The organism is Georgenia sp. Z1344 (assembly GCF_057652375.1).
Map to the genome: position 1 here is coordinate 564,853 of NZ_CM172728.1, position 21,709 is coordinate 586,561.

The 21,709-nt window shown below is 73.9% G+C and carries 25 protein-coding genes; 1 reads left to right on the forward strand and 24 read right to left on the reverse strand.

The window, feature by feature from the left end:
• Positions 1-71: 71 nt before the first annotated feature.
• The 18 genes from AC24FB_RS02510 to AC24FB_RS02595 all read right to left on the reverse strand — a co-directional run bounded on the left by AC24FB_RS02510 (position 72) and on the right by AC24FB_RS02595 (position 14,892).
• Positions 72-1,631: a YifB family Mg chelatase-like AAA ATPase gene (locus AC24FB_RS02510; protein ID WP_425712954.1), complete on the reverse strand. Its 1,560-nt coding sequence runs from the start codon at positions 1,629-1,631 to the stop codon at positions 72-74.
• The gene (locus AC24FB_RS02515; RefSeq protein WP_425712953.1) at positions 1,631-2,191 is read right to left on the reverse strand and encodes a YraN family protein; all 561 of its coding nucleotides are present in this window, start codon (positions 2,189-2,191) and stop codon (positions 1,631-1,633) included. The genes AC24FB_RS02510 and AC24FB_RS02515 overlap by 1 nt, the downstream gene beginning before the upstream one ends.
• Positions 2,192-2,417: 226 nt before the next feature.
• On the reverse strand, positions 2,418-3,365 hold the full coding sequence (locus tag AC24FB_RS02520; protein ID WP_425712952.1) for an alpha/beta fold hydrolase: 948 nt from the start codon (positions 3,363-3,365) through the stop codon (positions 2,418-2,420).
• 87 nt (positions 3,366-3,452) lie between these two features.
• Positions 3,453-3,755: a DUF2469 domain-containing protein gene (locus tag AC24FB_RS02525; RefSeq protein ID WP_425712951.1), complete on the reverse strand. Its 303-nt coding sequence runs from the start codon at positions 3,753-3,755 to the stop codon at positions 3,453-3,455.
• Between the two features lie 7 nt (positions 3,756-3,762).
• Positions 3,763-4,491, reverse strand: a complete 729-nt coding sequence (rnhB, locus tag AC24FB_RS02530) for a ribonuclease HII (RefSeq protein WP_425712950.1) — start codon at positions 4,489-4,491, stop codon at positions 3,763-3,765.
• Positions 4,488-5,402, reverse strand: a complete 915-nt coding sequence (lepB, locus tag AC24FB_RS02535; RefSeq protein ID WP_425712949.1) for a signal peptidase I — start codon at positions 5,400-5,402, stop codon at positions 4,488-4,490. The genes rnhB and lepB overlap by 4 nt, the downstream gene beginning before the upstream one ends.
• Positions 5,403-5,553: 151 nt before the next feature.
• A complete protein-coding gene (gene rplS / locus AC24FB_RS02540; RefSeq protein WP_425712948.1) occupies positions 5,554-5,904 on the reverse strand; it encodes a 50S ribosomal protein L19 in 351 nt (116 codons plus the stop codon).
• Between the two features lie 183 nt (positions 5,905-6,087).
• Complete coding sequence (gene trmD / locus AC24FB_RS02545) at positions 6,088-7,500, reverse strand: tRNA (guanosine(37)-N1)-methyltransferase TrmD (protein ID WP_425712947.1); 1,413 nt, start codon at positions 7,498-7,500, stop codon at positions 6,088-6,090.
• Between the two features lies 1 nt (position 7,501).
• Positions 7,502-8,122, reverse strand: a complete 621-nt coding sequence (gene rimM, locus AC24FB_RS02550) for a ribosome maturation factor RimM (RefSeq protein ID WP_425712946.1) — start codon at positions 8,120-8,122, stop codon at positions 7,502-7,504.
• A gap of 158 nt (positions 8,123-8,280) precedes the next feature.
• Positions 8,281-8,520 carry an RNA-binding protein gene (locus tag AC24FB_RS02555; protein ID WP_425712945.1) on the reverse strand — a complete coding sequence of 80 codons (240 nt, stop codon included), beginning with the start codon at positions 8,518-8,520 and terminating at the stop codon, positions 8,281-8,283.
• A 1-nt stretch (position 8,521) separates the two neighbouring features.
• Entirely contained in the window at positions 8,522-9,037 is a 516-nt protein-coding gene (gene rpsP, locus AC24FB_RS02560) for a 30S ribosomal protein S16 (RefSeq protein ID WP_425712944.1), read from the reverse strand.
• A gap of 316 nt (positions 9,038-9,353) precedes the next feature.
• On the reverse strand, positions 9,354-10,136 hold the full coding sequence (locus tag AC24FB_RS02565) for a hypothetical protein (protein ID WP_425712943.1): 783 nt from the start codon (positions 10,134-10,136) through the stop codon (positions 9,354-9,356).
• Positions 10,133-11,020 carry an ATP-binding cassette domain-containing protein gene (locus tag AC24FB_RS02570; RefSeq protein WP_425712942.1) on the reverse strand — a complete coding sequence of 296 codons (888 nt, stop codon included), beginning with the start codon at positions 11,018-11,020 and terminating at the stop codon, positions 10,133-10,135. The genes AC24FB_RS02565 and AC24FB_RS02570 overlap by 4 nt, the downstream gene beginning before the upstream one ends.
• 48 nt (positions 11,021-11,068) lie before the next feature.
• Entirely contained in the window at positions 11,069-11,875 is an 807-nt protein-coding gene (locus tag AC24FB_RS02575) for an ABC transporter permease (protein ID WP_425712941.1), read from the reverse strand.
• The gene (locus AC24FB_RS02580) at positions 11,872-12,798 is read right to left on the reverse strand and encodes an ABC transporter ATP-binding protein (protein WP_425712940.1); all 927 of its coding nucleotides are present in this window, start codon (positions 12,796-12,798) and stop codon (positions 11,872-11,874) included. Before AC24FB_RS02580 ends, AC24FB_RS02575 begins: the two co-directional genes overlap by 4 nt.
• Positions 12,799-12,890: 92 nt before the next feature.
• A complete protein-coding gene (locus tag AC24FB_RS02585; RefSeq protein ID WP_425712939.1) occupies positions 12,891-13,667 on the reverse strand; it encodes a hypothetical protein in 777 nt (258 codons plus the stop codon).
• Positions 13,664-14,539, reverse strand: coding sequence for an ATP-binding cassette domain-containing protein (locus tag AC24FB_RS02590; RefSeq protein WP_425712938.1), 876 nt, complete (start codon positions 14,537-14,539; stop codon positions 13,664-13,666). Before AC24FB_RS02590 ends, AC24FB_RS02585 begins: the two co-directional genes overlap by 4 nt.
• A complete protein-coding gene (locus AC24FB_RS02595) occupies positions 14,536-14,892 on the reverse strand; it encodes a GntR family transcriptional regulator (RefSeq protein ID WP_425712937.1) in 357 nt (118 codons plus the stop codon). Before AC24FB_RS02595 ends, AC24FB_RS02590 begins: the two co-directional genes overlap by 4 nt.
• A gap of 83 nt (positions 14,893-14,975) precedes the next feature.
• Here AC24FB_RS02595 and AC24FB_RS02600 point away from each other — a divergent pair, with 83 nt between their 5' ends.
• Entirely contained in the window at positions 14,976-16,082 is a 1,107-nt protein-coding gene (locus AC24FB_RS02600) for an amidohydrolase family protein (RefSeq protein WP_425712936.1), read from the forward strand.
• 138 nt (positions 16,083-16,220) lie between these two features.
• Here the strand turns inward: AC24FB_RS02600 and ffh are convergent, their stop codons facing one another.
• From ffh to ftsY, 6 genes are all read right to left on the reverse strand, one after another.
• Positions 16,221-17,783, reverse strand: a complete 1,563-nt coding sequence (gene ffh, locus AC24FB_RS02605; protein WP_425712935.1) for a signal recognition particle protein — start codon at positions 17,781-17,783, stop codon at positions 16,221-16,223.
• A gap of 265 nt (positions 17,784-18,048) precedes the next feature.
• A complete protein-coding gene (locus tag AC24FB_RS02610) occupies positions 18,049-18,387 on the reverse strand; it encodes a P-II family nitrogen regulator (protein ID WP_425712934.1) in 339 nt (112 codons plus the stop codon).
• Positions 18,388-18,395: 8 nt separating this feature from the next.
• The gene (locus AC24FB_RS02615) at positions 18,396-19,703 is read right to left on the reverse strand and encodes an ammonium transporter (protein ID WP_425712933.1); all 1,308 of its coding nucleotides are present in this window, start codon (positions 19,701-19,703) and stop codon (positions 18,396-18,398) included.
• A gap of 162 nt (positions 19,704-19,865) precedes the next feature.
• Complete coding sequence (locus AC24FB_RS02620; protein ID WP_425712932.1) at positions 19,866-20,123, reverse strand: Txe/YoeB family addiction module toxin; 258 nt, start codon at positions 20,121-20,123, stop codon at positions 19,866-19,868.
• A gap of 1 nt (position 20,124) precedes the next feature.
• Positions 20,125-20,382: a type II toxin-antitoxin system Phd/YefM family antitoxin gene (locus AC24FB_RS02625; protein WP_425712931.1), complete on the reverse strand. Its 258-nt coding sequence runs from the start codon at positions 20,380-20,382 to the stop codon at positions 20,125-20,127.
• Between the two features lie 120 nt (positions 20,383-20,502).
• The gene (ftsY, locus tag AC24FB_RS02630; RefSeq protein WP_463653753.1) at positions 20,503-21,708 is read right to left on the reverse strand and encodes a signal recognition particle-docking protein FtsY; all 1,206 of its coding nucleotides are present in this window, start codon (positions 21,706-21,708) and stop codon (positions 20,503-20,505) included.
• Position 21,709 lies beyond the last annotated feature (1 nt).

A 21,709-nucleotide genomic window follows, 5' to 3' on the forward strand; every position in this document is an offset into this window, starting at 1 on the left:
CCAGGCCTTCTTCGGTCGAGAGTGCGGGTGAGGTGTCCGTGACCCGGTGGGCGGCGGTCGGACCGCCGGGCTCAGCCACGGCGGGGCCCCTGCGACCGGAGGGTCATCGCCTCGCCGACGTGCATGTCGCTCGGCGAGTCCGCCCCGGCGAGGTCGGCGATCGACCAGGCCACCCGAAGGACGCGGTCCATCCCGCGCATCGTCAGCCGCCCGGTGTCGACGGCGTCCGCCACCGTCGCCACCGCGCTGCGACCGGTGCGTTCCCGCAGCCACGCACCGGGCACCTCGGCGTTCGTGCTCCACCCGGTGCCGGCGAGCCGGTCGGCGGCGGCCGTGCGAGCCGCGGCGACCCGACGGGCGACGACCGCCGTCGGTTCCGACGGTTCCTCGACCGAAGCGGCCGCGCGCGAGACCCGCGCGACCTGGACCTGGAGGTCGACCCGGTCGAGCAGAGGTCCGGAGAGCCGGGAGAGGTAGCGGGACCGCACGGCGCTCGAGCACGTGCACAGCGCGCCGTCCCGGTCGGCGTTCCCGCACGGGCACGGGTTGGCCGTGAGCACGAGCTGGAAGCGTGCCGGGAACCGCGCCGAGCCGGCGGCGCGGTGGAGGACGATCTCCCCTGTCTCGAGCGGCTGGCGCAGCGTGTCGAGCACCCGGGTGGGGAACTCGGGGCTCTCGTCGAGCAGGAGGACGCCGCGGTGTGCGCGGGAGGCGGCGCCGGGCCGCGGCAGCCCGGACCCGCCGCCGACGATCGCGACGGCGGTCGCCGTGTGGTGCGGCTCCTCGAACGGCGGCCGCCGGACGAGCGAGTCGCCGGAGTACGTCCCGGCCACGGAGTGCACGGCGGTCACCTCGAGCGCGGCGTCGTCGTCGAGGTCCGGCAGGAGGCCCGGCATGCGGGCGGCCAGCATCGACTTCCCCGCGCCGGGCGGCCCGAGCAGGAGGAGATGGTGCCCGCCGGCGGCCGCGACCTCCACGGCCCGGCGCGCCGGGGCCTGCCCGATGACGTCGATCATGTCGGGCTCCGGCCGGGGCGCCGCCTGGGCGCCGTTCGCCCCACCTGCACCTCCGGACCGTCCGGCGGTCTCCGAACCGGCCGGGAGCGCGGGTCGGTGCGCCTCTCCCCCGAGCGCGACGACGACGTCCGCGAGGTGCTCGACCGCCCGCACGGTCATCTCCCCCACGAGCCGCGCCTCGGCGGCGTTCGCGGCCGGCACCACCACCTCTCGCAGCCCGTGGTCGCGCGCGGCGAGCACGGCGGGCAGGACCCCGCGGACCGGTTGCACCCGGCCGTCGAGCCCGAGCTCACCGAGGAACAGACCGGGGCGGCGGTCGGCGATGTCCCCGGCCGCGCCGAGGACGCTGACGGCGAGCGCCAGGTCGAGCCCGGTGCCGTGCTTGTGCAGGGAGGCGGGGGCGAGGTTGACCGTGGTGCGCGAGGGGCGCCACGCCCGGCCGCACGAGGACAGGGCGGCGCGCACGCGCTCGCGGGCCTCTGAGACAGCCGTGTCCGGGAGCCCGACGATGGTGAACGCCGGCAGGCCGTCGGCGATGTGCGCCTCGACGTCGACGACGTGCCCGGTGGTCCCGACCACGGCCACCGCCCGCGCGTGCCCCAACGACGCGCCCATCAGGCCACCGACCGCAGGTGCGTGATCCGAGGGGCGCCGTCGGTGAGGAGCACGCCGATGACGTCGATCCCGATCCGTGCGCCGCGGTAGGCCTCCTGCCCGGCCTCCGGGTCCCACGGCCGGGCGCGGGTGGCGCGTGCGACGACCCAGGCGCGGGAGAGCCGCCGCAGGCGCGCCGCCTTGTCGGCCGTCACGGCCTCGACGGGGTCGCCGAATGTGGTGCTGCGCCGGGTCTTGACCTCGACCACGGTCCAGCGTCTGCCCTCCGGGTCCCAGGCGACGATGTCGAGCTCGCCGTCCCGCACCCGCCAGTTGCGCTCGACGACGACCATGCCCAGCCCCTCGAGGTACCGCTCGGCGACCCGCTCGCCCCACGCACCGAGCGCGAGGCGCCCGGCCGACGGCGGCGGTGCCTGGTCGTCCTGCGCCTGGTCGTCCTGCGCCGGCGCGATCCCGGTCGCCGATGCCCCCGGTACCGCCCCGCGCGCCGTGCCCGCCGCGCCCACCGCGTCCGCCGTCGTCGTTCTCTCGTCCCGCTCCGTGCCCGTGCCGTCCGGCATCGCGACCACCTCCGGGACCCACCCAAGGCGAGCGGGAAGACGGCTGCCCGGCGTACACGGCAGGTCTGTGGACGAGGGTGCGTCGGCCGTGCCTGTGGGGACTTCGTCGCCGACGCGCGACGCCCGGCCACGCCGGGCCGCACGGCCACACGGCCACACGGCCACACGGCCACACGGCCACACGAACGCAGGGAATCGCCCGCGCGAGCGCACGCCGGCACGCCCGCTACTTCGCGGCGATCCGCCGTTCGATTACGCGCGCGACCGCCCGCGTCGCCTCGAGCGGGGCGAGGTGGCCGACGCCCGGCAGCAGGGTGACCTCCGGGTCGCCGGGCAGCAGTCGTGCGAGCTCGGCGCCCTGCTCCGCCGGTATCCACGGGTCCGCCTCGCCCCAGGCGATCGCCGTCGGCGCGCGGACGGAGCCGAGCCGTTCGACCACGGGCCGCGTGTGCTCCGGGGTGAGCGCACCGATCTGCCGGTAGAAGGCAGCCTGCCCGTCGACGCTCGTCCAGGGCCGGGCGAGGTCGTCGGGCAGCGCGGGGTCCAGGCCGGGACCGCCGGCCCCGGTGACGTACTCGCGCACCAGCGCGCGGTGCAGCGCCGACGGCAGGGCGGCGAACACGTCCTCGTGCTCGGCGACGAGCCGGAAGAACGGGGAGCCCCACGGGTCGAGCGTGACGATGTCGAGCAGCGTGATCGTCGCCGCCTCGCCCCCCTCGAGGAGGTGGGCCCCGAGGACGACGGCGCCGCCGATGTCGTGCCCCACGAGGTGCGGCCGCTCGAGCCCCCAGTGGTCGAGGAGCGCGGCCAGACGGCGGCGCTGCGCGACGAGGTCGACGGCGGGGAGGTCGGGCGGTGGGCCGTCGGATCCGTCGGGCGCATCGATTCCGTCGGTCGGCGCGGCCGCCGGGATCGACGCCCCGTACCCGGGCATGTCCCACAGGTACACGCGACGGTCGCGGGCGAGCAGCCGGGCCACCGGCTCCCACACCCGCGACGACCACGGCGTGCCGTGGCAGAGGACGACGTCGGCGGCGTTCGTGGCGGCTCCGTCGCGCTCCGGGCCGAGCGAAGAGGTGGCGACGGCGTCGTCGTCCCGCTCCGGGCCGAGCACGTAGGAGGCGACGGGGGCGTCGAGCTCGACGACGGTCGGCTCCGGCAGGTCGTCCGTCACGAGCGCCCGCCCGCGCGGCCGCTCACGAACGAGCCCCCGACCAGCCGCTCATGAGCCCCCGCGCGCTCCCTCACGAACCGACCACCCCTACGGCAGCTTGATGTCCGACTGGTTGAGCTCCTCGACGTTGACGTCCTTGAACGTCACGACGCGCACGTTCTTGACGAACCGGGCGGAGCGGTAGACGTCCCACACCCAGGCGTCGGAGAGCTCGAGCTCGAAGAAGACGTCGCCGCCGGCGTTGCGCACCTGGACGTCGACGCTGTTGCACAGGTAGAAGCGGCGCTCCGTCTCGACCACGTAGGTGAAGAGATTGACGACGTCTCGGTACTCGCGGAAGAGCCCCAGCTCGAGCTCGGTCTCGTAGTTCTCCAGGTCCTCGGCACTCACAGGGCCATCATGCACCCCGACGAGCGGGCAGCCGCCACGAGCGCCGGTGCCAGTCGCTCGCGCCGAGCTCGGCGAGCGCCGCGAGGTGACCGGCGGAGCCGTACCCCTTGTTGCCCGCGAGGCCGAACGCCTCGAGCTCGGGGCGCGCGGCGGCCTCGACCATGAGCGCGTCCCGCTCGACCTTGGCGAGCACGCTCGCCCCGGACACGGAGGCGCAGCGCAGGTCGCCCTTCACCTCGGTCATCACGGGCACGTCCCACGCCGGGACGCCGGCAGCGGCCGCCACGACGGCGTCGCTCGCCAGGGTGAGCAGGTCCGCCTCGGGCTCGGCGAGCCAGTCGTGGGCGCCGTCGAGGATCGTCGCCCCGGCCACGAGGCCGCCCCGGGCGAGGTCGGCGTGCACGGCGACGAGCGCCCGCCTCGCCGCGAGCCGCTGGGCCGGCAGGATCCCGAGGGCGTCGATCTCGGCCGGCGACGCGTGCCCGACCGCCCAGGCCGCGGCCCAGGCGCGCACCGGCTCGACCAGGGCCTCGCGCGCGGCGGGGCGCAGCGCCTTGGAGTCGGTGAGGCCCGCCGGGATCTCCCCGGTGGCCCTGCCCACCGCGCACACGCCGATGGTCACCGGTCCGGCGAGCGCGCCCCGGCCGACCTCGTCGACCCCGAGCACCACGGTGTGCTCCGGGAGATCGGCGAGGAGCTCGCGCTCGCGGGCGAGGTCGGGTGGCGCGGCCCTCACGGTGCGGGGACGTCCTCGAACGTCTCCTCCGGGTCGGAGTGCCAGTCGACGTTGCCCATCGGCCACACGGTCGCGAACGCGGTGCCGACCACGTTCTCGAGCGGCACGAACCCGCCACCCGGACCACCCATGTGCGCGCGGGAGTCCGCGGAGTTGTCCCGGTTGTCGCCCATCACCCACAGGTGCCCCTCGGGGACGACGACCTCGAACTCGAGCCCCGAGGGCTGCGCGCCGGGCGCAAGGTAGGGCTCGTCGATCGGCTCGCCGTTGACCATGAGCCGCCCGTCGGCGTCGCAGCAGGTCACGGTGTCGCCGGGGAGGCCGATCACGCGCTTGATGAGGTGCTGCCCGGCGTCCTGCGGGAGGATCCCCACGAAGGTGAGGCCGTCGGTGACGGCCCGCTGCACCGGGTTGCTGGACTCCACGGGCTGGTCCTCGAGCCAGCCGCCCGGGTCGACGAACACGACGATGTCGCCACGCTCGAGGTCGAACGGACCCGGCGTCAGCTTGCTCACCATCACCCGGTCCCCGACCTCGAGGGTCTCCTCCATCGAGCCCGAGGGGATGTAGAACGCCTGGACGAGGAACGTCTTGATGAGGACGGACAGGACGAGCGCGCACACCACGACGATCGCGGTCTCGCGCAGCCACGCCCCGATGCCGCCGCGCCGCGCCGAGCGGCCGGTGCCGCGGCGACGAGGGTCGTCCTCGGCAGCCGGGTCCGAGCCCGGGTCCGCGCCGGGGTCCGCGCCGGGGTCGGAGCCGATGCCCTCACCCGGACGACTGCCTCTCCCCGCGCCGGCTCCCCGGCCCCGCGGCGCCCGGCCGTCAGGGTCATGGGTGATCGCCGTGCCGTGGACGTCGACCTCGGAGGGGGTCGGAGCGCTCGGGGGCGTGAGCGGCTCGGTCATGCGTCCTCCTCGGTACGGCCGGCCGGGATGCCCGCACGCCAGGCGGTCCCACCGCCGTCGGTCCACACGGTATCCCGCGCACGACGACGCCCGGCGGACATCTCGTCCGCCGGGCGTCGTCCGGGAGCGGTCGGCTCGGTCGTGCCGGTGCTCAGGCGTTGTCGCGCTTCTCGCGGATCTTCGCGGCCTTCCCGCGCAGGTTGCGCAGGTAGTAGAGCTTGGCGCGGCGGACGTCGCCGCGGGTGACGCGCTCGATCGAGTCGATCGTCGGGGCGTGCACGGGGAACGTGCGCTCGACGCCGACGCCGAAGCTCACCTTGCGGACCGTGAAGGTCTCGCGGACGCCCTGGCCCTGGCGGGCGATGACGACGCCCTGGAAGACCTGGACGCGGGAGCGCGTGCCCTCGACGACCTTGACGTTGACCTTGACGGTGTCGCCCGCGCGGAAGGCGGGGACGTCGGTGCGGATCGACGCACCGTCGATGAAGTCCAGGGTCTGCATGAGAATCTCTCCTTCGCCCGTGCGCGCAGGTCACGGCCGGCTGGTCGGCGCTCGGCGCCGTCTGGTTCGGGTGCCTGCTCGGGCCGGGACCCCCTGCGGCAGGTCACCGGCCGCGGCTGTGCCGCGCAAGCCGCTCCATCCTGCCACATCGGCCCGTCCGCCCCCAGGGCCGATGCACCGCTCTCACGTGAGGTCGCGCACCATCACCACGTCGTCGTGCACCTGGTCGCCGACGCGGAACCGGCGCGGGCCGACGACGACGAACCCCGCGCGCTCGTAGGCCTTCCGTGCGCGTCGGTTGCGGGCGTTCGTGCCGAGCCAGAGGGCGCGCACGGGCTCCCCGTCGACCTCGCTGGTGGCCGTGGCCGCGACCGCGGAGTCGAGCAGGAGGCGGCCGAGGCCGGAGCCGAGGTACGCGCGGGCGATGTAGATCTTCGACAGCTCGGCGGCCGGCCGGGCGATGACGACGGCCGCGACGTCGTCGGCGTACGGCACGGCGTCGGCGCTCCCGGGCAGGTGGGTGAGCGTGTAGCCGGCGAGCTCTGGCCGGGCCGTCGCGCCGTCGGCTGCGCCCCGTACCGATCCCGCACCGGTACCGGTTCCGTCCTCGGCACGCCCGGTCCCGACCTCCGCGACCTGGAGGATCGCCGTCGGCGAGGCGATGTGGGCGGCCATCCGCTCCGCGGTCAGGTGCTCGGCGACGAACGCGGCGATGTCCTCCTCCGCGGTGCCGGGCGGGCAGGCGAGGGCGAACGTGGCGGCGGCGAGCGCGGCGAGGGCCTCGGCGTCGTCGGGGCCGGCGTCGCGGACGGTGACGGGCACGGGAGACGGTGCGCCGTCGGGGACGACCCGGCCGAGCCGCGCGAGGGTGCGCCGGTCCGCCTTCGTGAGGGCTCCGGCGTCGAGGGCGTCGAGAAGGTCGGGGCGCCGGGCGGCGGTCCGCTCGAGCGAGCGCTCGCGCCGCCAGGCCGCGGCGGCGCCGTGGTCGCCGGAGGTGAGGACGGGCGGGATCTCGAGCCCGCGCCACTCCGTCGGCCGGGTGTAGACCGGGTACTCGAGGGTGCCGTCGCCGGCGTGGGACTCCTCGGCGAGCGAGTCGGGGTTCCCGACGACGCCGGGCAGCAGCCGGACGACCCCCTCGACGAGCGCGAGCGCCGCGACCTCCCCGCCGTTGAGCACGTAGTCGCCGAGGGAGTACTCGAGGACCCGGACATCGTCACGGCCGCGGTAGTGCTCGGCGACCCGGGCGTCGATGCCCTCGTACCGTCCGCACGCGACGACGAGCGGGCCGTCGCCGGTGGCGAGCGAGTCGAGCGTGGCCTGCGTGAGCGGCTCGCCGGCCGGGGCGGGGATCGCGAGGACGCCGCCGACCGCGAGCAGCGGGTCGAGGGCCTCGCCCCACACGTCGGCGCGCATGACCATGCCCGCTCCCCCGCCGGCCGGGGTGTCGTCGACGGTGCGGTGACGGTCGGTCGTCACGTCCCGAAGGTCGTGGACGGCGAGGTCGACGAGGCCGTCGCGCCGGGCCTTCCCGATGAGGCTGAGGTCCAACGGCGCGAGGTAGTCGGGGAAGATCGTCACGACGTCGATGCGCACGTCAGTGCCCCGCGTCGGTCGGGCCCGCGTCGGTGGCACCTGCGTCAGTCACGTCCGGGCCGTCGTCGACCGGGTTCTCGTCGTCGGTCCCGGTCTCGTCCGCATCCTCGGGCAGCGGGTCGCCGGCGAGCAGGCCGCGCGGCGGGTCGAGGACGACCTTCCCGGCGGCGACGTCGACCACCGGCACGAGCGCGCGGACGAACGGCACGGGGGTCGTGGGGCCGTCGGTCTCGCGGACGAGCAGGAGGTCGTGCCCCGGGGCGGCCCGGAGGTCGACGACCTCGCCGAGCGTGCGGCCGTCGACGTGCTCGGCGCGCAGGCCCCGTAGCTCGTGCGGGTACCAGGCGTCCTCCTCGTCGTCCTCCTCGTCGGTCTCGACGACGAGCCGGACGCCACGCAGCGACTCGACCGCGGTGCGGTCCTCCGCCCCCGCGAACCGGACGTAGTAGGAGCCGCGGTCGACCCGGGTGCTCGTGACCTCGAGCGGCCCGGCGTCCGCGGGGTCCGTCTCGAGGGTGGCACCCACGGCGAGACGACGCTCGGGGTCGTCGGTGCGGACGTCGAGCCGGACCTCGCCCCGCAGCCCGTGCGGGGCCCCGACGACGGCGACGGTGAGCTGCACGGCGACTCCTTGACCGGTGGGGCCGCGCGGCGCGCGCCGGCAGGCCCGGTGGACTGTGGTGGGACGAACGATGGTGGGACGAACGGTGGTGGGACGAACGGTGGTGCGAACGACGCGGACCCGGCCCGCGAGGCGGGCCGGGTCCGGCGTCGGTGTGCTCAGCGGCGGTCGGTGTCGACGACGTCGATCCGCACGGGGCCCGAGGTCGACAGCGCGCCGATCACGGTGCGCAGCGCCTTCGCGGTGCGCCCCTGACGCCCGATCACGCGCCCGAGGTCCGCGGGGTTGACCCGCACCTCGAGCAGGTCGCCGCGGCGCAGCGAGCGCTCGGCCACGTGGACGTCGTCCGGGTTGTCGACGATCCCGCGCACGAGGTGCTCGAGGGCGTCGGCCAGCACGTCAGGCCTCCTCGGCCGGAGCCTCGGCGCCGCCCTCGGCGGTCTCGGTCGACCCCTCGGCGGCCGCGTCGTCGGAGTCGGTGGACTCGTCGGCGCTCGCCTCGGCGGCGGCCGCGGCCTCCTCCTCGGCCTTCTTGGCCGACGCGTCGGACTTGCGCTTCTCGGCGGCGTCCTCGGCGGCCTTGACGGCCTCGGCGCGGGCGGCGGCGACGGTCTCCTCGGAGGCGTCCTTCGTCCGCAGCGTGCCCTCGGCGCCGTCGATGCCCTTGAACTGCTGCCAGTCGCCGGTCACCTTGAGGAGCGCGGCGACCTGCTCGGTCGGCTGCGCGCCGACGCCGAGCCAGTACTGCACGCGCTCGGAGTCGATCTGGATGAGCGACGGCTCCTGCATCGGGTTGTAGAGGCCGATCTCCTCGATGGCCCTGCCGTCGCGACGGGTGCGGGAGTCCATGACGACCACGCGGTAGTGCGGGGCGTGGATCTTGCCGAGACGCTTGAGTCGGATCTTGACTGCCACTTGAGTGGGTGCTCCTGGTTCTGGGGTTCAGGTGGGCGTGCGCGCGCCGACGGTGGGAACACGACGACGGTTGCTGCCCGGGACACGGTCCGCGCGGGAGAGAGGGGCCCACGCACACCGGGTACAGCCCGCCATTGTGCCAGACATCTCCCCCGCCGGCACCGGTCGTCGGCGGGCGGGCGCGTGCCGTCGGCCACGTCGACGGGCGGCCGGGAGCCACGTCGACAGGCGGTCCGTGGCCCCACCCCCGGACGGCCGGTGGCCACGTCGACGCGAGGTCGGGCGGGGTGTCGTCGTCGGGGACGGTCCGGCTCGGTCAGGCGGGGCGGTTGCGTACCGGGGCGTCGCGCAGCACGAGCCAGAGACCGACCGCCGTCAGCACCACGGCGCCGAGCAGCACGAGCGGGACCGTCACGGGCGTCGGCCCGACGTCGGAGATCCGCTGGAACATCTCGCCCTGCATGTCGTTGCCGGTGACGAGGGCAGCGACTCCCACGACCGGCAGGAGCGCGGGGATCGTCAGCAGGATCGCCCCGACGACCGCGCCGCCGTGCAGGCGGTAGAACAGGGCGCCCACCAGCTGGCCGGACAGGACGGCCCCGAACGAGTTGGCGGCCATGACGAGCGCGAAGAACCACCACCCGCGCTCCCAGGCGGTCGGCACGTCCGACTCCGGGAAGGCGTGCTCCCACCCGGCGACCCGGAAGGCGAGCGCCTCGGCGGCCATGAGGAGCGTCGCCCCCGTCGACCACACGAGGCCGGCCACCGGGGCGGACGCGAGGTTGCCGAGGACGACCGAGGGCCGGGTGGCCCCCTGCGGCACGAACGCGACCATGTGCTGGCGCACGAGCACAAGGCCGACGACGAACGGCACGCCGAAGGCCAGCGACGAGAGCGACGCGACCCACGACCGGTCGACGCTCCACCCCACCGCGAGGACCGTGAGCGTGACGGCTGCGGCGGCGATCCCGATGACGAGGGCGATGAGCGTGACGTAGCCGTGCGCGACCGTGTTCCAGCCGGCGATCGAGAGCCACTGGGGCCGCCGCGGCCCGGCGTGCTGCGGGGCCCGGACGAGGTCGGACGCGAGGGTGGTCATGAGGAGCTCCCGGTGAGGTGGATGACGACGTCCTGGAGCCCGAGGTGACCGACCCCGATGCCTCGACGGGCGAGGTCGGCCCGGGTGGCGGCGTCGATGTCGGCGAGCACGGTGAGCTCGCTGGTGGGGCCCAGGCTGCGCTCGGCGAGGACGGTGAGGTCGGCGGCGGCGGCCCGCACGTCGTCCGTGCGTCCGGTGAGGGTGGCCCCGCGGGAGCGGAGGTCCTCGGCGCCGCCGTCGTGGACCACCCGCCCGTCGTCGAGGAGCACGACGTCCTCGAGCACGTTCTCGATCTCGGAGATGAGGTGGCTCGACAGGACGATCGTGCGGGGGTTGCGCGCGTAGTCGGCCACGAGCAGGTCGTAGAACTCCACGCGCGTGGGCGCGTCCATCCCGAGGTGGACCTCGTCGAACATCGTCAGCGGGGCGCGCGAGGCCAGCCCGAGGATCGCGCCGACCACGGCCCGTCGGCCGCGCGACATCTTGACCGGGTGCTGCTTCGGGTCGATGCCGAAGTGGTCGAGGAGCTGCTCGGCCCACGCCTGGTCCCACGTGGGCCGCAGCATGGCCGCGATCTGGAACGTGTCCTCGACGGGCTGGTCGGGGACGACGTCTCCGGACTCGCGCACGAGGCAGATCGCCGGCGCGAGCTGCGCGTCGTCGAACGGGTCGCGCCCGCCCACCCGCACGCTCCCCCGGGTCGGCCTGCGGAAGCCGGCGAGCGCGGACAGCGCCGTGGTCTTGCCCGAGCCGTTGCGGCCGAGCAGGCCGGTGATCCGGCCCTCGCGGAAGCCGCACATCGCGGCGTCCAGGGCAGTCGTGCGGCCGAGCCGGACGATGACGTCCTCGAGCCGCGCGTCGAGCGGGGTGTGCGTGGAGCTCACGTCGTCAGCCTCTCGCGGGTGGGTGGTCAGGCTCGCGCGGGTGGGTGGTCAGGACCAGCGGAACAGGCGGGCCGCGAGCGGGTAGAGCACGGCCACGTAGGCGATCATGACGACGAGCTGGAGCAACGGCACGCCCGAGCCGAACCAGGCCTCGGTCATCGCCTGGCTGGCGGCGCCGAGCGGCGTGAACCGGGCGATCGACTCGACGATGTCCGGCATGATCGGCCCGGGCGTCCACAGGCCCGCGAAGAAGAGCATCGGGAAGTACACGAGCATCCCCAGTCCGTTCGCCGTCGAGGCCTTCGCCGCGAACGCGGCGATGAGGAGCCCGATGCCGAAGGTGGACGCCAGCCCGAGCAGGGCGGCCTGGACGAGCAGTACCGGCTGGGTGGGGACCACGAGGTCGTGGACGAGCGCCGAGACACCGAGCGCGAGCACCGCCGCCACGAGGAACGCCGCGACGTTGACGATCACCTGGGCGACGAGGATGCCGGACGGGCGCATCGGCGTCGCGGCGAGGCGGCGCAGCACGCCGCGCTCGCGGTAGCCCGCGATGTACGACGGGAGCGTCGTCAGCGCGGGTGCGGCGATCGCGGTCGCGAGGATGACGGGCATGAACGAGGCGATGACGGTCACCCCGTCGTAGGAGGTGCCGGGCGACTCGATCGTGTCGCGCATGCCGGGGATGGCGAAGCCGAGCCCGACGGCGAGGATGAGCGGGAAGAACAGGGCGAAGAACACCGACCCGGGGTCCCGCAGGAACAGGACGGCCTCGGAGCGGACGAGGGCGCCGAGGCCTCGCTGGCGCGCGGCTCGGGGCACGGGGGTCGTGGTGGCGTGGGCGGTGGCGGTCATGCGGCAACCTCCTCGGGCTGGGCACTCGTGAGGTCGACGAAGACGTCCTCGAGCGTGCGGGTACGGGTGTTGAGCGACGCGGGCACGATGCCCGCGCGGTCGAGGGCGGCGACGACGTCGGGCAGGACGCGCGTGCCACCCGTGATGCTGAGCGCGGAGCCGCGGCGGGTGACGTCGCTGACGGCGTCGAGGTCCCGGATCAGGTCCTCCGGGTCGGCGGCGCCGGCGGGCAGCCCGACCGTGAGGACGGTCTGGCCCGAGTCGGCGGAGGTGAGCTCGGCCGGGGTGCCCTCGGCGACGACGTGGCCGGCGTCGATGACGACGATCCGGTCGGCGAGGTGCTCGGCCTCGTCCATGAAGTGCGTGACGAGGAGGATCGTCACGCCGGAGTCGCGGACCCGCTCGACGAGCTTCCAGGTCTCGCGCCGGCCGACGGGGTCGAGCCCGGTGGTCAGCTCGTCGAGGATGACGACCTGCGGGCTGCCCACGAGGGCGAGCGCGATGGACAGGCGCTGCTGCTGACCGCCCGAGAGGTCGTCGAACCGGGTGCGCCTCGAGTCCTCGAGGCCGAGCATGGCGATGAGCTCGTCGACGTCCGCCGGCTCGGGGTAGAAGGCCGCGTAGAGGCGCAGGGCCTCCTCGACGGTGATCTTCGCCGGGAGCTTGGACTCCTGGAGCTGGACGCCGAGGACCTGCCGCACGGCGGCGGGGTCGGCCTGCGGGTCGATGCCGAGGACGCGGGCGGTGCCGGAGTCCTGCTTCTGCAGGCCGGCGAGGATCTCGACGCTGGTGGTCTTGCCGGCGCCGTTCGGGCCGAGGATGCCGACGATCTCGCCGGGCTGGACGCTCAGGCTGACGTCGGCGACGGCCACCTTCTGGCCGAAGGTCTTGCGGAGGTGGGTGATCTCGATGGCGGATGACACAGGTGTCCCCTCCTTCGGGGGTGCGGTACGTGTGGAGCTGGTGGGCGGTCCGTGCCCGTGGGTGGGACGGACCGGTGGGCGGGCGCGGGCGATCAGGCCACGACGCCGCCGATCGGGGTACGCCGGACGACGGCCGCGAAGTAGCCGGCGATCACGAGCGTCGCTCCGCCGACGATGAGGTAGACCCAGCCGCCGAGGCCCGCGAGGTTGCCGACGGAGTCGGGCCGGCCGAGGTCGACGAGAACCTGTGCGCCGAGGACCGGCAGCAGGGCGAACGGGAGCAGGAGCGTGCCGCGCAGGCCGCCGAACCGGTGGTAGCCGGCGCCGACCGCGAGGCCCGAGACGAGCCCGGCGAGCACCATGAGCGCGATGACGGCCCACGGCGCGAGCAGCCCGGACTCCCAGATGCCGTCGACGATCCCGTCGTCGTCGGTGCCCATGGCGCCGTGCGCCCAGCCGAGCGCGCCGTAGATCCAGCCCTCGACAATCAGGAGCAGGGCCATGACGAGCCCGTGGCCGAGCGCGGCGACGAAGGACGAGGCGAGCGCCCCGCGGATGAACGAGCGTCGCGTCATCCCGTTGGCCACGCACGTGGTGAGGACGACCGCGATGGCCACGGCGATCGAGAACGGGAACCACAGGGTCGCGTAGATGGCGAACTGCATGACGGAGACGCGCACGGTGGTGAAGTGGTCGACGAGCAGGGTGGCGACGACGACGGCGACGACGGCCAGCGCCCAGAACCACGCCCCGACGACGCCGTGCACGCCCAGCATCGAGGCCGTGGCGCGGCCCCACTGGGGGCGCGTGCCCCGCCCGGTGCCGGGCACGGCGGTCGGAGTGGTGAGGGTGGGGTCGGTGGAGGTCATGACGTGCGCTCCGTGAGGTGGATGACGAGCTCCTGCAGGCCGAGGCGGCCGACGGCGAGCCCCTGGTCCTCCAGGCCGCGCAGGGTGGCCCGGTCGGGCCGGCCGTAGACCGCGGCCTCCTTCGTGCCGCCGAGCGTGCGCACGGCGAGGACCTCGAGGTCGGCGACGGCGCGGTCGACCGCGTCGGCGGGTCCCGTGACGGTGAGTCCGCCGGCGGTGATCTCGTCCGCGTCGCCGGCCACGCGCAGCCCGCCGCGGTCGAGGATGATCACGTGCTCGAGCAGCTGCTCGATCTCGCTGATGAGGTGGCTGGACAGGACGATCGTGCGTGGGTGCTCGGCGTAGTCCGCGAGCAGCCGCTCGTAGAACAGGGCGCGCGAGGGTGCGTCCATCCCGAGGTAGACCTCGTCGAACATCGTCAGCGGCGCCCGCGAGGCGAGCCCGATCGTGGCGGCGACGGCCGACCGGTTGCCGCGCGAGAGCGCGTCGACCGACTTCTTGGGGTCGACCTCGAACGCGTCGAGCAGCTCGTCCGCGAACGCCTGGTCCCACCGGGGGCGGGTCTGGCGCACGGCCCGCAGGTTGGCGCGCACGTTCTCCGTGGTGAAGAGGTCGCCGGCCTCGCGGACGAGGCACGTGCCCTCCATGAGGGTCTCGTGCTCGAAGGGGTCGGCGCCCTCGACGCGCACGCGCCCCGAGGTGGGGCGGCGCAGGGCGGCGACGACGCCGAGGAGCGTCGACTTGCCGGCGCCGTTGCGGCCGAGCAGGCCTGTGATGGAGCCCGGCTCGATCGTCGTGGTGACGCCGTCGAGCGCCTGCGTGCGGCCGAGCCGGACGCCGAGGTCGTCGATCTCCACGCGGTAGCCGGTCATGACGTCGCTCCCTTGATGTGGGCGATGATCTCGCCCTCGGTGATGCCGAGGGCGGCGGCCTCCGCGAGCACCGGGTCGAGGTGCTCGGCGAAGAATGCCTCGCGCCCGCTGGCGAGGAGGGCGGCGGGGGCGCCCGGGGCGACGAACATGCCGACGCCGCGCTGCTTGTACAGGATGCCCTCGTCCACCAGCAGCGCAAATGCTTTTGCCGCGGTGGCCGGGTTGATCCGGTACGTGGTCGAGAACTGGGTGGTCGACATGACCTGCTCCTCCTCCCGGAGGTTGCCGGTGACGATCTGCCGACGCAGGTGCTCCGCGATCTGCTGGTAGATCGGCTCGGGCCCGTCGAACATCTCGTCACCTCCTTCGTTGGTTCATTACTCGACTAATGAACCACGGAACCGACGAACCGTCAACCCGTGCGACCCTCGTCCCCATGAGCGCCCCGTCACGCCCGCTGCACCTGAGCGGCACCGTCGTCGTCGACGAGAGCACCGTGCTGCCCGAGATCTGGGTCGAGGCGGGGCGGATCCACACCTCTCCCCCGCCGGGGGCGGAGGCGTCCGACGAGGTGCGCGGCGTCGTCGTGCCGGGTCTGGTCGACGTGCACGCCCACATCGGGCTCGGCGCGGGAGGCGCGGTGGACGAGGCGACGGCCGAGGCGCAGGCGCTCGCCGACCGCGACTCGGGCGTGCTGCTCGTCCGCGACGCCGGCTCCCCCGCCGACACGCGCTGGGTCGACGACCGCGGCGACCTGCCCCGGCTGCTCCGCGCCGGCCGGCACATCGCCCGCCCGAAGCGCTACATCAGGAACTTCGCGCGCGAGCTCGACGACGTCGCGCTGCTGCCCGAGGCCGTGGCCGAGGAGGCGCGGCGCGGGGACGGGTGGGTCAAGCTCGTCGGCGACTGGATCGACCGGTCCCTCGGCGCCGACGCCGACCTCACGCCGCTGTGGCCGCGGGACGTGCTGACCGACGCCGTCGCGGCCGCGCACGAGAACGACGCGCGCGTCACCGTCCACACCTTCGCCACCGAGACGGTCGAGGACTGCCTCGCCGCGGGGGTCGACTGCCTCGAGCACGGGACAGGCATGACGACCGACCACATGACCGAGCTGGCCGCCCGCGGCGTCCCGGTGACGGTGACGGCCCGGCAGACCGCCCAGTTCGGCGACTTCGCCGACCAGGCCGGCGCGAAGTACCCCGTCTACGCGGCCCGGATGCGGGCGATGCACGCGCGGCGGCGCGAGTTCTGGGGCGAGGTCGTGGCGGCCGGCCTGCCGCTGCTCATGGGCTCCGACGCCGGGGGCACGCTTGACCACGGCACGCTGCCGGACGAGCTCGTGGCGTGCGCCGAGCTGGGCATCCCGCACGAGCGCGTCCTCGCGGCGGCGACGTGGGAGGCGCGGCGCTACCTCGGTGTACCGGGCATCGAGGACGGGGCGAGCGCCGACCTCGTCGTCTACGCGGACGACCCGCGGACTGACGTGGGCGTCACGCGGCGGCCGACGGCGATCGTCCTGCGCGGCACGCGCATCCGCTGACCCTCACCCGGCGAGTGAGCGGATGTCCGCCCGACGCGTGCGGGAACCTGGCGAGCGAGCACACCCGGCGGGCGAGCGGACGTCCACCCGGGGACTGAACCGGCGTCCGCGTCGACGTCCGCATCCGCGTCGACAGCGTCAGCGCAGGTACTTCTGCAGCTCGGAGATGTCGAGGTCCTCGGGCTTGGGCTGGACCGGACCCGTGCCCCCGCCGCCGAACGAGGCGCCCGACGGGGCGGACGCGCGCGAGGCGAGCTCGCGCTCCTGCTGCGCGCGCTTGGCGGGGTTGCCGCTCTTGCCCTTCTTCTTCTTCTTCACCTGCGGCGCCTGACGGCCCTTGGACTTCTTTCCGCCGCCCATGCCGGGGCCGCCTGGGAACCCGCCCGCGCCGGGCATGCCGCCGCCGCTGTTCATCTTGCGCATCATCACCCGGGCCTGCTCGAACCGCTCGAGCAGGGAGTTGACCTGCTGGACGGTGGTGCCGGCGCCCTTGGCGATGCGCGAGCGCCGCGAGCCGTTGAGGATCTTGACGTTGTCGCGCTCGGCGGGCGTCATCGAGCGGACGATCGCCTCGACGCGGTCGACCTCGCGCTCGTCGAAGTTGTCCAGCTGCTCGCGCATCTGGCCCATGCCCGGGAGCATCCCGAGCATCTTCTTCATCGAGCCCATCTTCTTGATCTGCTGGAGCTGCCCGAGGAAGTCCCCCAGCGTGAAGTCGTCGCCGGCGAGCTTCTCGGCGAGCTTCTCCGCCTCGGCGGCGTCGTAGGTCCGCTCGGCCTGCTCGATGAGGGTGAGGACGTCACCCATGTCGAGGATGCGGGACGCCATGCGGTCGGCGTGGAAGCGCTCGAAGTCCTCGAGCTTCTCACCGGTCGAGGCGAACAGGACCGGCACGCCCGTGACACCGCGGACGGACAGGGCGGCGCCACCGCGCGCGTCGCCGTCGAGCTTGGACAGGACGACGCCGGTGAAGCCGACCCCCTCGGCGAACGCGTTCGCGGTGGTGACGGCGTCCTGGCCGATCATCGCGTCGAGGACGAACAGGGTCTCGTGCGGCTGGACCGCGTCGCGGATGTTCGCGGCCTGCCGCATCATCTCCTCGTCCACACCGAGGCGGCCCGCGGTGTCGACGATGACGACCGAGTGCATGGCCTGCCGGGCGCGCTCGAGGCCCGAGCGGGCGACCTCGACCGGGTCACCGACACCGTTGCCCGGCTCCGGCGCCCACACGGACACGCCGGCGCGCTCGCCGACGATCTGGAGCTGGGTGACGGCGTTGGGCCGCTGGAGGTCGGAGGCGACGAGCAGCGGGGTGTGGCCCTGCTCGCGCAGCCACTTGCCGAGCTTGCCGGCCAGGGTCGTCTTTCCGGCGCCCTGGAGGCCGGCGAGCATGATGACCGTCGGCGGGTGCTTGGCGATGAAGAGGTCGCGGGACTCGCCGCCGAGGACCTCGACGAGCTCCTCGTGGACGATCTTGATGACCTGCTGGCCCGGGTTGAGAGCCTTGGACAGGTCGGCCCCCGTGGCGCGCTCGCGGATCCGACCGGTGAACTCCCGGACGACCGGGAGCGCGACGTCGGCCTCGAGCAGGGCCCGCCGGATCTCCCGGACGGTGGTGGCGACGTCCTCCTCGGAGAGTCGCCCCTTCCCGCGCAGGCCCTTGAAGGCGCCGGTGATCCGGTCGGAGAGGGAGGCGAACACGTAGGTCCTTCGTCGGTCGGGGCGCTGCGGCGGAGCCGGATTCTCGGCTCGGGACGGCGCGCGCGGTCAGGTCGTTGCCCGCAAGGGTAACAACGGGGACGACGACGCGGCCGTGGTGTGCCTCGCCCTCGCCCGTCGGCCGGGTGGCCGGTCGGTGGCCGAGGCGCCGGGCGCAACTCAGGTTCCGACCCTGGCCCTGCAGACGGCACGAGCCCCCGCCCGCCGGCTGTGACGCAGACGGACGGGGGCCCGGGAGACGTCGCGGCTAGATGGCCTCGGAGCCGCGCTCGCCGGTGCGGACGCGGACGACCTCGCCGACGTCGGACACCCAGACCTTGCCGTCGCCGATGCGGCCGGTGTGCGCGGCGCTGACGACGGCGTCGAGGACCTTGCTCGCCTCCGCGTCGTCGACGAGGACCTCGATGCGGACCTTGGGCACGAGCCGGACCTCGTACTCGGCGCCGCGGTAGACCTCGGTGTGGCCGTGCTGGCGGCCGAACCCGTTGGCGTCCGAGACGGTCATGCCGGTGACCCCGGCGGACTCGAGGGCGGCCTTGATGTCCTCGAGCCGGAAGGGCTGGACGATGGCGGTGATGAGCTTCATGGCGGTCCTCACTTCTCCGATCCGGTGAGCAGGCGGCCGGTGCCGATGCCCTCGTACGCGCTCTCCGCGTGCTGGGCGGTGTCGATGCCGGCAGTCTCCTCGTCCTCGCTGATGCGCCACCCCATGGTCGCCCTGAGGACCAGGGCGATGATCAGCGTGACGAGCCCCGAGTAGATCACGGCGAGCGCCGCGACGAGCGTCTGAACCGCCAGGAGAGCGAGTCCTCCGCCCGTGAGCAGTCCGCCGTCGTCGGCGAGGAACCCGATGAGGACGGTGCCGACGAGCCCTCCGACGAGGTGGACGCCGACGACGTCGAGGGAGTCGTCGAACCGCCAGCGGTACTTCAGGCTCACCGCGAGCGCGCACAGGGCGCCGGCGATCACGCCGAGGACGATCGACGTGACCGGGGTGAGCGCTCCCGCGGCCGGCGTGATCGCCACGAGCCCGGCGACCGTTCCCGAGGCCGCTCCCAGCGACGTCATCCGGCCGTCGCGGATCTTCTCCGTGACGAGCCAGCCGAGGATCGCGGCGGCGGTCGCGGAGGTCGTGTTGACCCACGCGAGACCCGCGACGCCGTCGGCGGTGAACGCCGACCCGGCGTTGAACCCGAACCAGCCCACCCACAGCAGGGCGGCGCCGACCATGACGAGCGGCAGGTTGTGCGGCGGCATGGGGCGCCGGCCGAAGCCTGCCCGGCTGCCGACGACGAGCGCGAGCACGAGCCCGGCGATCCCGGCGTTGATGTGGACGACCGTGCCTCCGGCGAAGTCGATCGGCTCGGCGATCCCGGCGAGCGGGCCGTCGCCGGACAGCAGCCCGCCGCCCCACACCATGTGGGCCATCGGGAAGTAGGACAGCGTCACCCAGGCGGCGGCGAACACGAGCCAGGTCGCGTAGCGCACGCGCTCGGCGATCGCGCCGGAGACCAGTGCGGTCGTGATGATCGCGAACGTGGACTGGAACGCGACGCCCACGTACACGGGAACCCCGACGTCGTCGAGGAGGAACGTGCCGTCCGCGGCGGTGACGAGACCCTCGAGGGCGAACCCGTCGAGCGGGTTGCCGAACAGGCCGGCGAACGAGGAGCCGTAGCTCGTCGAGTACCCCCACAGCGGGTAGATCACGCCGACCACGGCGATGACGCCGAAGCTCATCATCATCATGTTGAGCACGCCGCGCGAGCGGGTCATGCCGCCGTAGAACAGGGCGAGAGCCGGCACGGTCATCATGAGCACGAGCGTGGCGGACATCAGCATCCAGGCCGTGGCGCCGGTGTCGAGCGTCGGGGGCGCCGACGACGCGATCAATGGGGTCATGTCTCCTCCTCGCCGGCACCGTCGGCCGGTCTGGGAGGGACTGTGCCGAGCGCGTGTGTCGCGCGGCCGCGCAGGAGGTTTCGGCCGTGTAACCGGCGGCGCCGCCACGTGACGATCACGTGACGGCGCCGGGAGGCTGAGCGGAAGGTGCGAGAGGGAGCGTCAGCCGTAGTGGTAGCGGCAGGAGGCGATGCGGACGTCGTCGCCGACGACCTTGTAGACCAGCCGGTGCTCGTCGGTGATGCGGCGCGACCAGTACCCGGCGAAGTCGTGCTTGAGGGGCTCTGGCTTGCCGATGCCGTCGTTGCCGTTGCGCCGCACGTCGGCCAGCAGCAGGTTGATCCGCTTGAGGACCTTGCGGTCCTGCGCCTGCCACCACAGGTAGTCCTGCCAGGCGTTCTCGTCCCAGACGAACGGCACGTCAGGCGTCCTCGGTCAGCTCGTGCACCTCTCCGCCCCCGGACTCGAGGCGCTCCATGGCGTCGAGCAGGCGCCGCGCGTTCGCCGGCGAGCGCATGAGGTAGGCCGTCTCCCGCAGCGACTCGTAGTCGGCGAGGGACACGATGACGACCGACTCGTGCCCGGCGCGCGTGACGACGACCTCCTCGCGGTCGTTCGTCACGCCGTCGAGCACCTCGGCGTAGCGCGCCCGTGACTCGGTGTAGCTCATCGTCTTCATCGCGACCTCCTGTACAGAAAACTGTACGGCGAGGAACGGGGGTCGGCAAGGGGTCGGCGCCGCCACGTGACGATCACGTGACGGCGCCGGGAGGCTGAGCGGAAGGTGCGGGCGGGAGCGTCAGCCCAGGAGCGAGTCGACGAAGTCCTCCGGGACGAACGGCGCGAGGTCGTCGGGGCCCTCGCCGAGGCCGACGTACTTCACGGGGACGCCGAGCTCGCGCTGCACGGTGACGACGATGCCGCCCTTCGCGGTCCCGTCGAGCTTGGTGAGCACGATGCCGGTCACCGACACGGCCTCGGAGAAGATCTTCGCCTGCTGCATGCCGTTCTGGCCGGTCGTGGCGTCGAGGACGAGGAGGACCTCGCGCACCGGCGCCTGACGCGACATCACGCGCTTGATCTTCCCCAGCTCCTCCATCAGACCCGCCTTGTTCTGCAGGCGTCCGGCGGTGTCGACGACGACGACGTCCGCGCCCTGCTCGCGACCGCTCCTGACGGCCTCGAACGCGACGGACGCCGGGTCGGCCCCCTCGGTCTCGGAGCGGACGACCGGGACACCGACGTGCTCGCCCCACGTGGACAGCTGCTCGGCGGCGGCGGCGCGGAAGGTGTCCGCGGCACCGAGGACCACCGAGTGCCCCTCGGCGACGAGCACGCGCGCGAGCTTGCCGATCGTCGTCGTCTTGCCCGTGCCGTTGACGCCGACCACGAGGACGGTCGCGGGGTGGGGCGCGCCGTCGTCGCCGACGACGGGGCTGAGGTCGAGCGTGCGGTCCGCGTCGGGGCCGACGAACTCGAGGAGCTCGCGGCGCAGGATGTCGCGCACCGCGCCGGCGTCGCTCGCGCCGGTGACCTTGGCCTCGGTGCGCAGGGTGTCGATGAGCTCGGTGGTGGGGCCGATCCCGACGTCGGCGACGAGCAGCGTCTCCTCGAGCTCCTCCCAGTCGTCCTCGGTGAGCGTGTCCCGCGAGAGGATCGCGAGGATCGCCTGGCCGAACGAGCCGGACCGCGCGAGGCGGGCGCGCAGGCGCTGGAGGCGCGACGGGACGGTCTCGGGCTGCTCGAGGGTGGGGGCGGCCGGCTCGGCGACCTCGGGCTCCGCGACGCCCGGCTCGGCGACGTCGGTCCCGCCGGGGCGGTCCTCGTCGATGACGGCGGTCGGCGCCGCCGACGCGCCCGACGCCGGTTCCTCACCCCCGGGGTACGGGCTCGACTCCCCCGGCGGCAGGGTGTCGTCGCGCCTGCGGCGCGAGGGGGCGAGGAAGAGCCCGGCGACGACCCCGACGACGAGAAGGACTCCGACGACGAGAAGAACGATCTGCAGC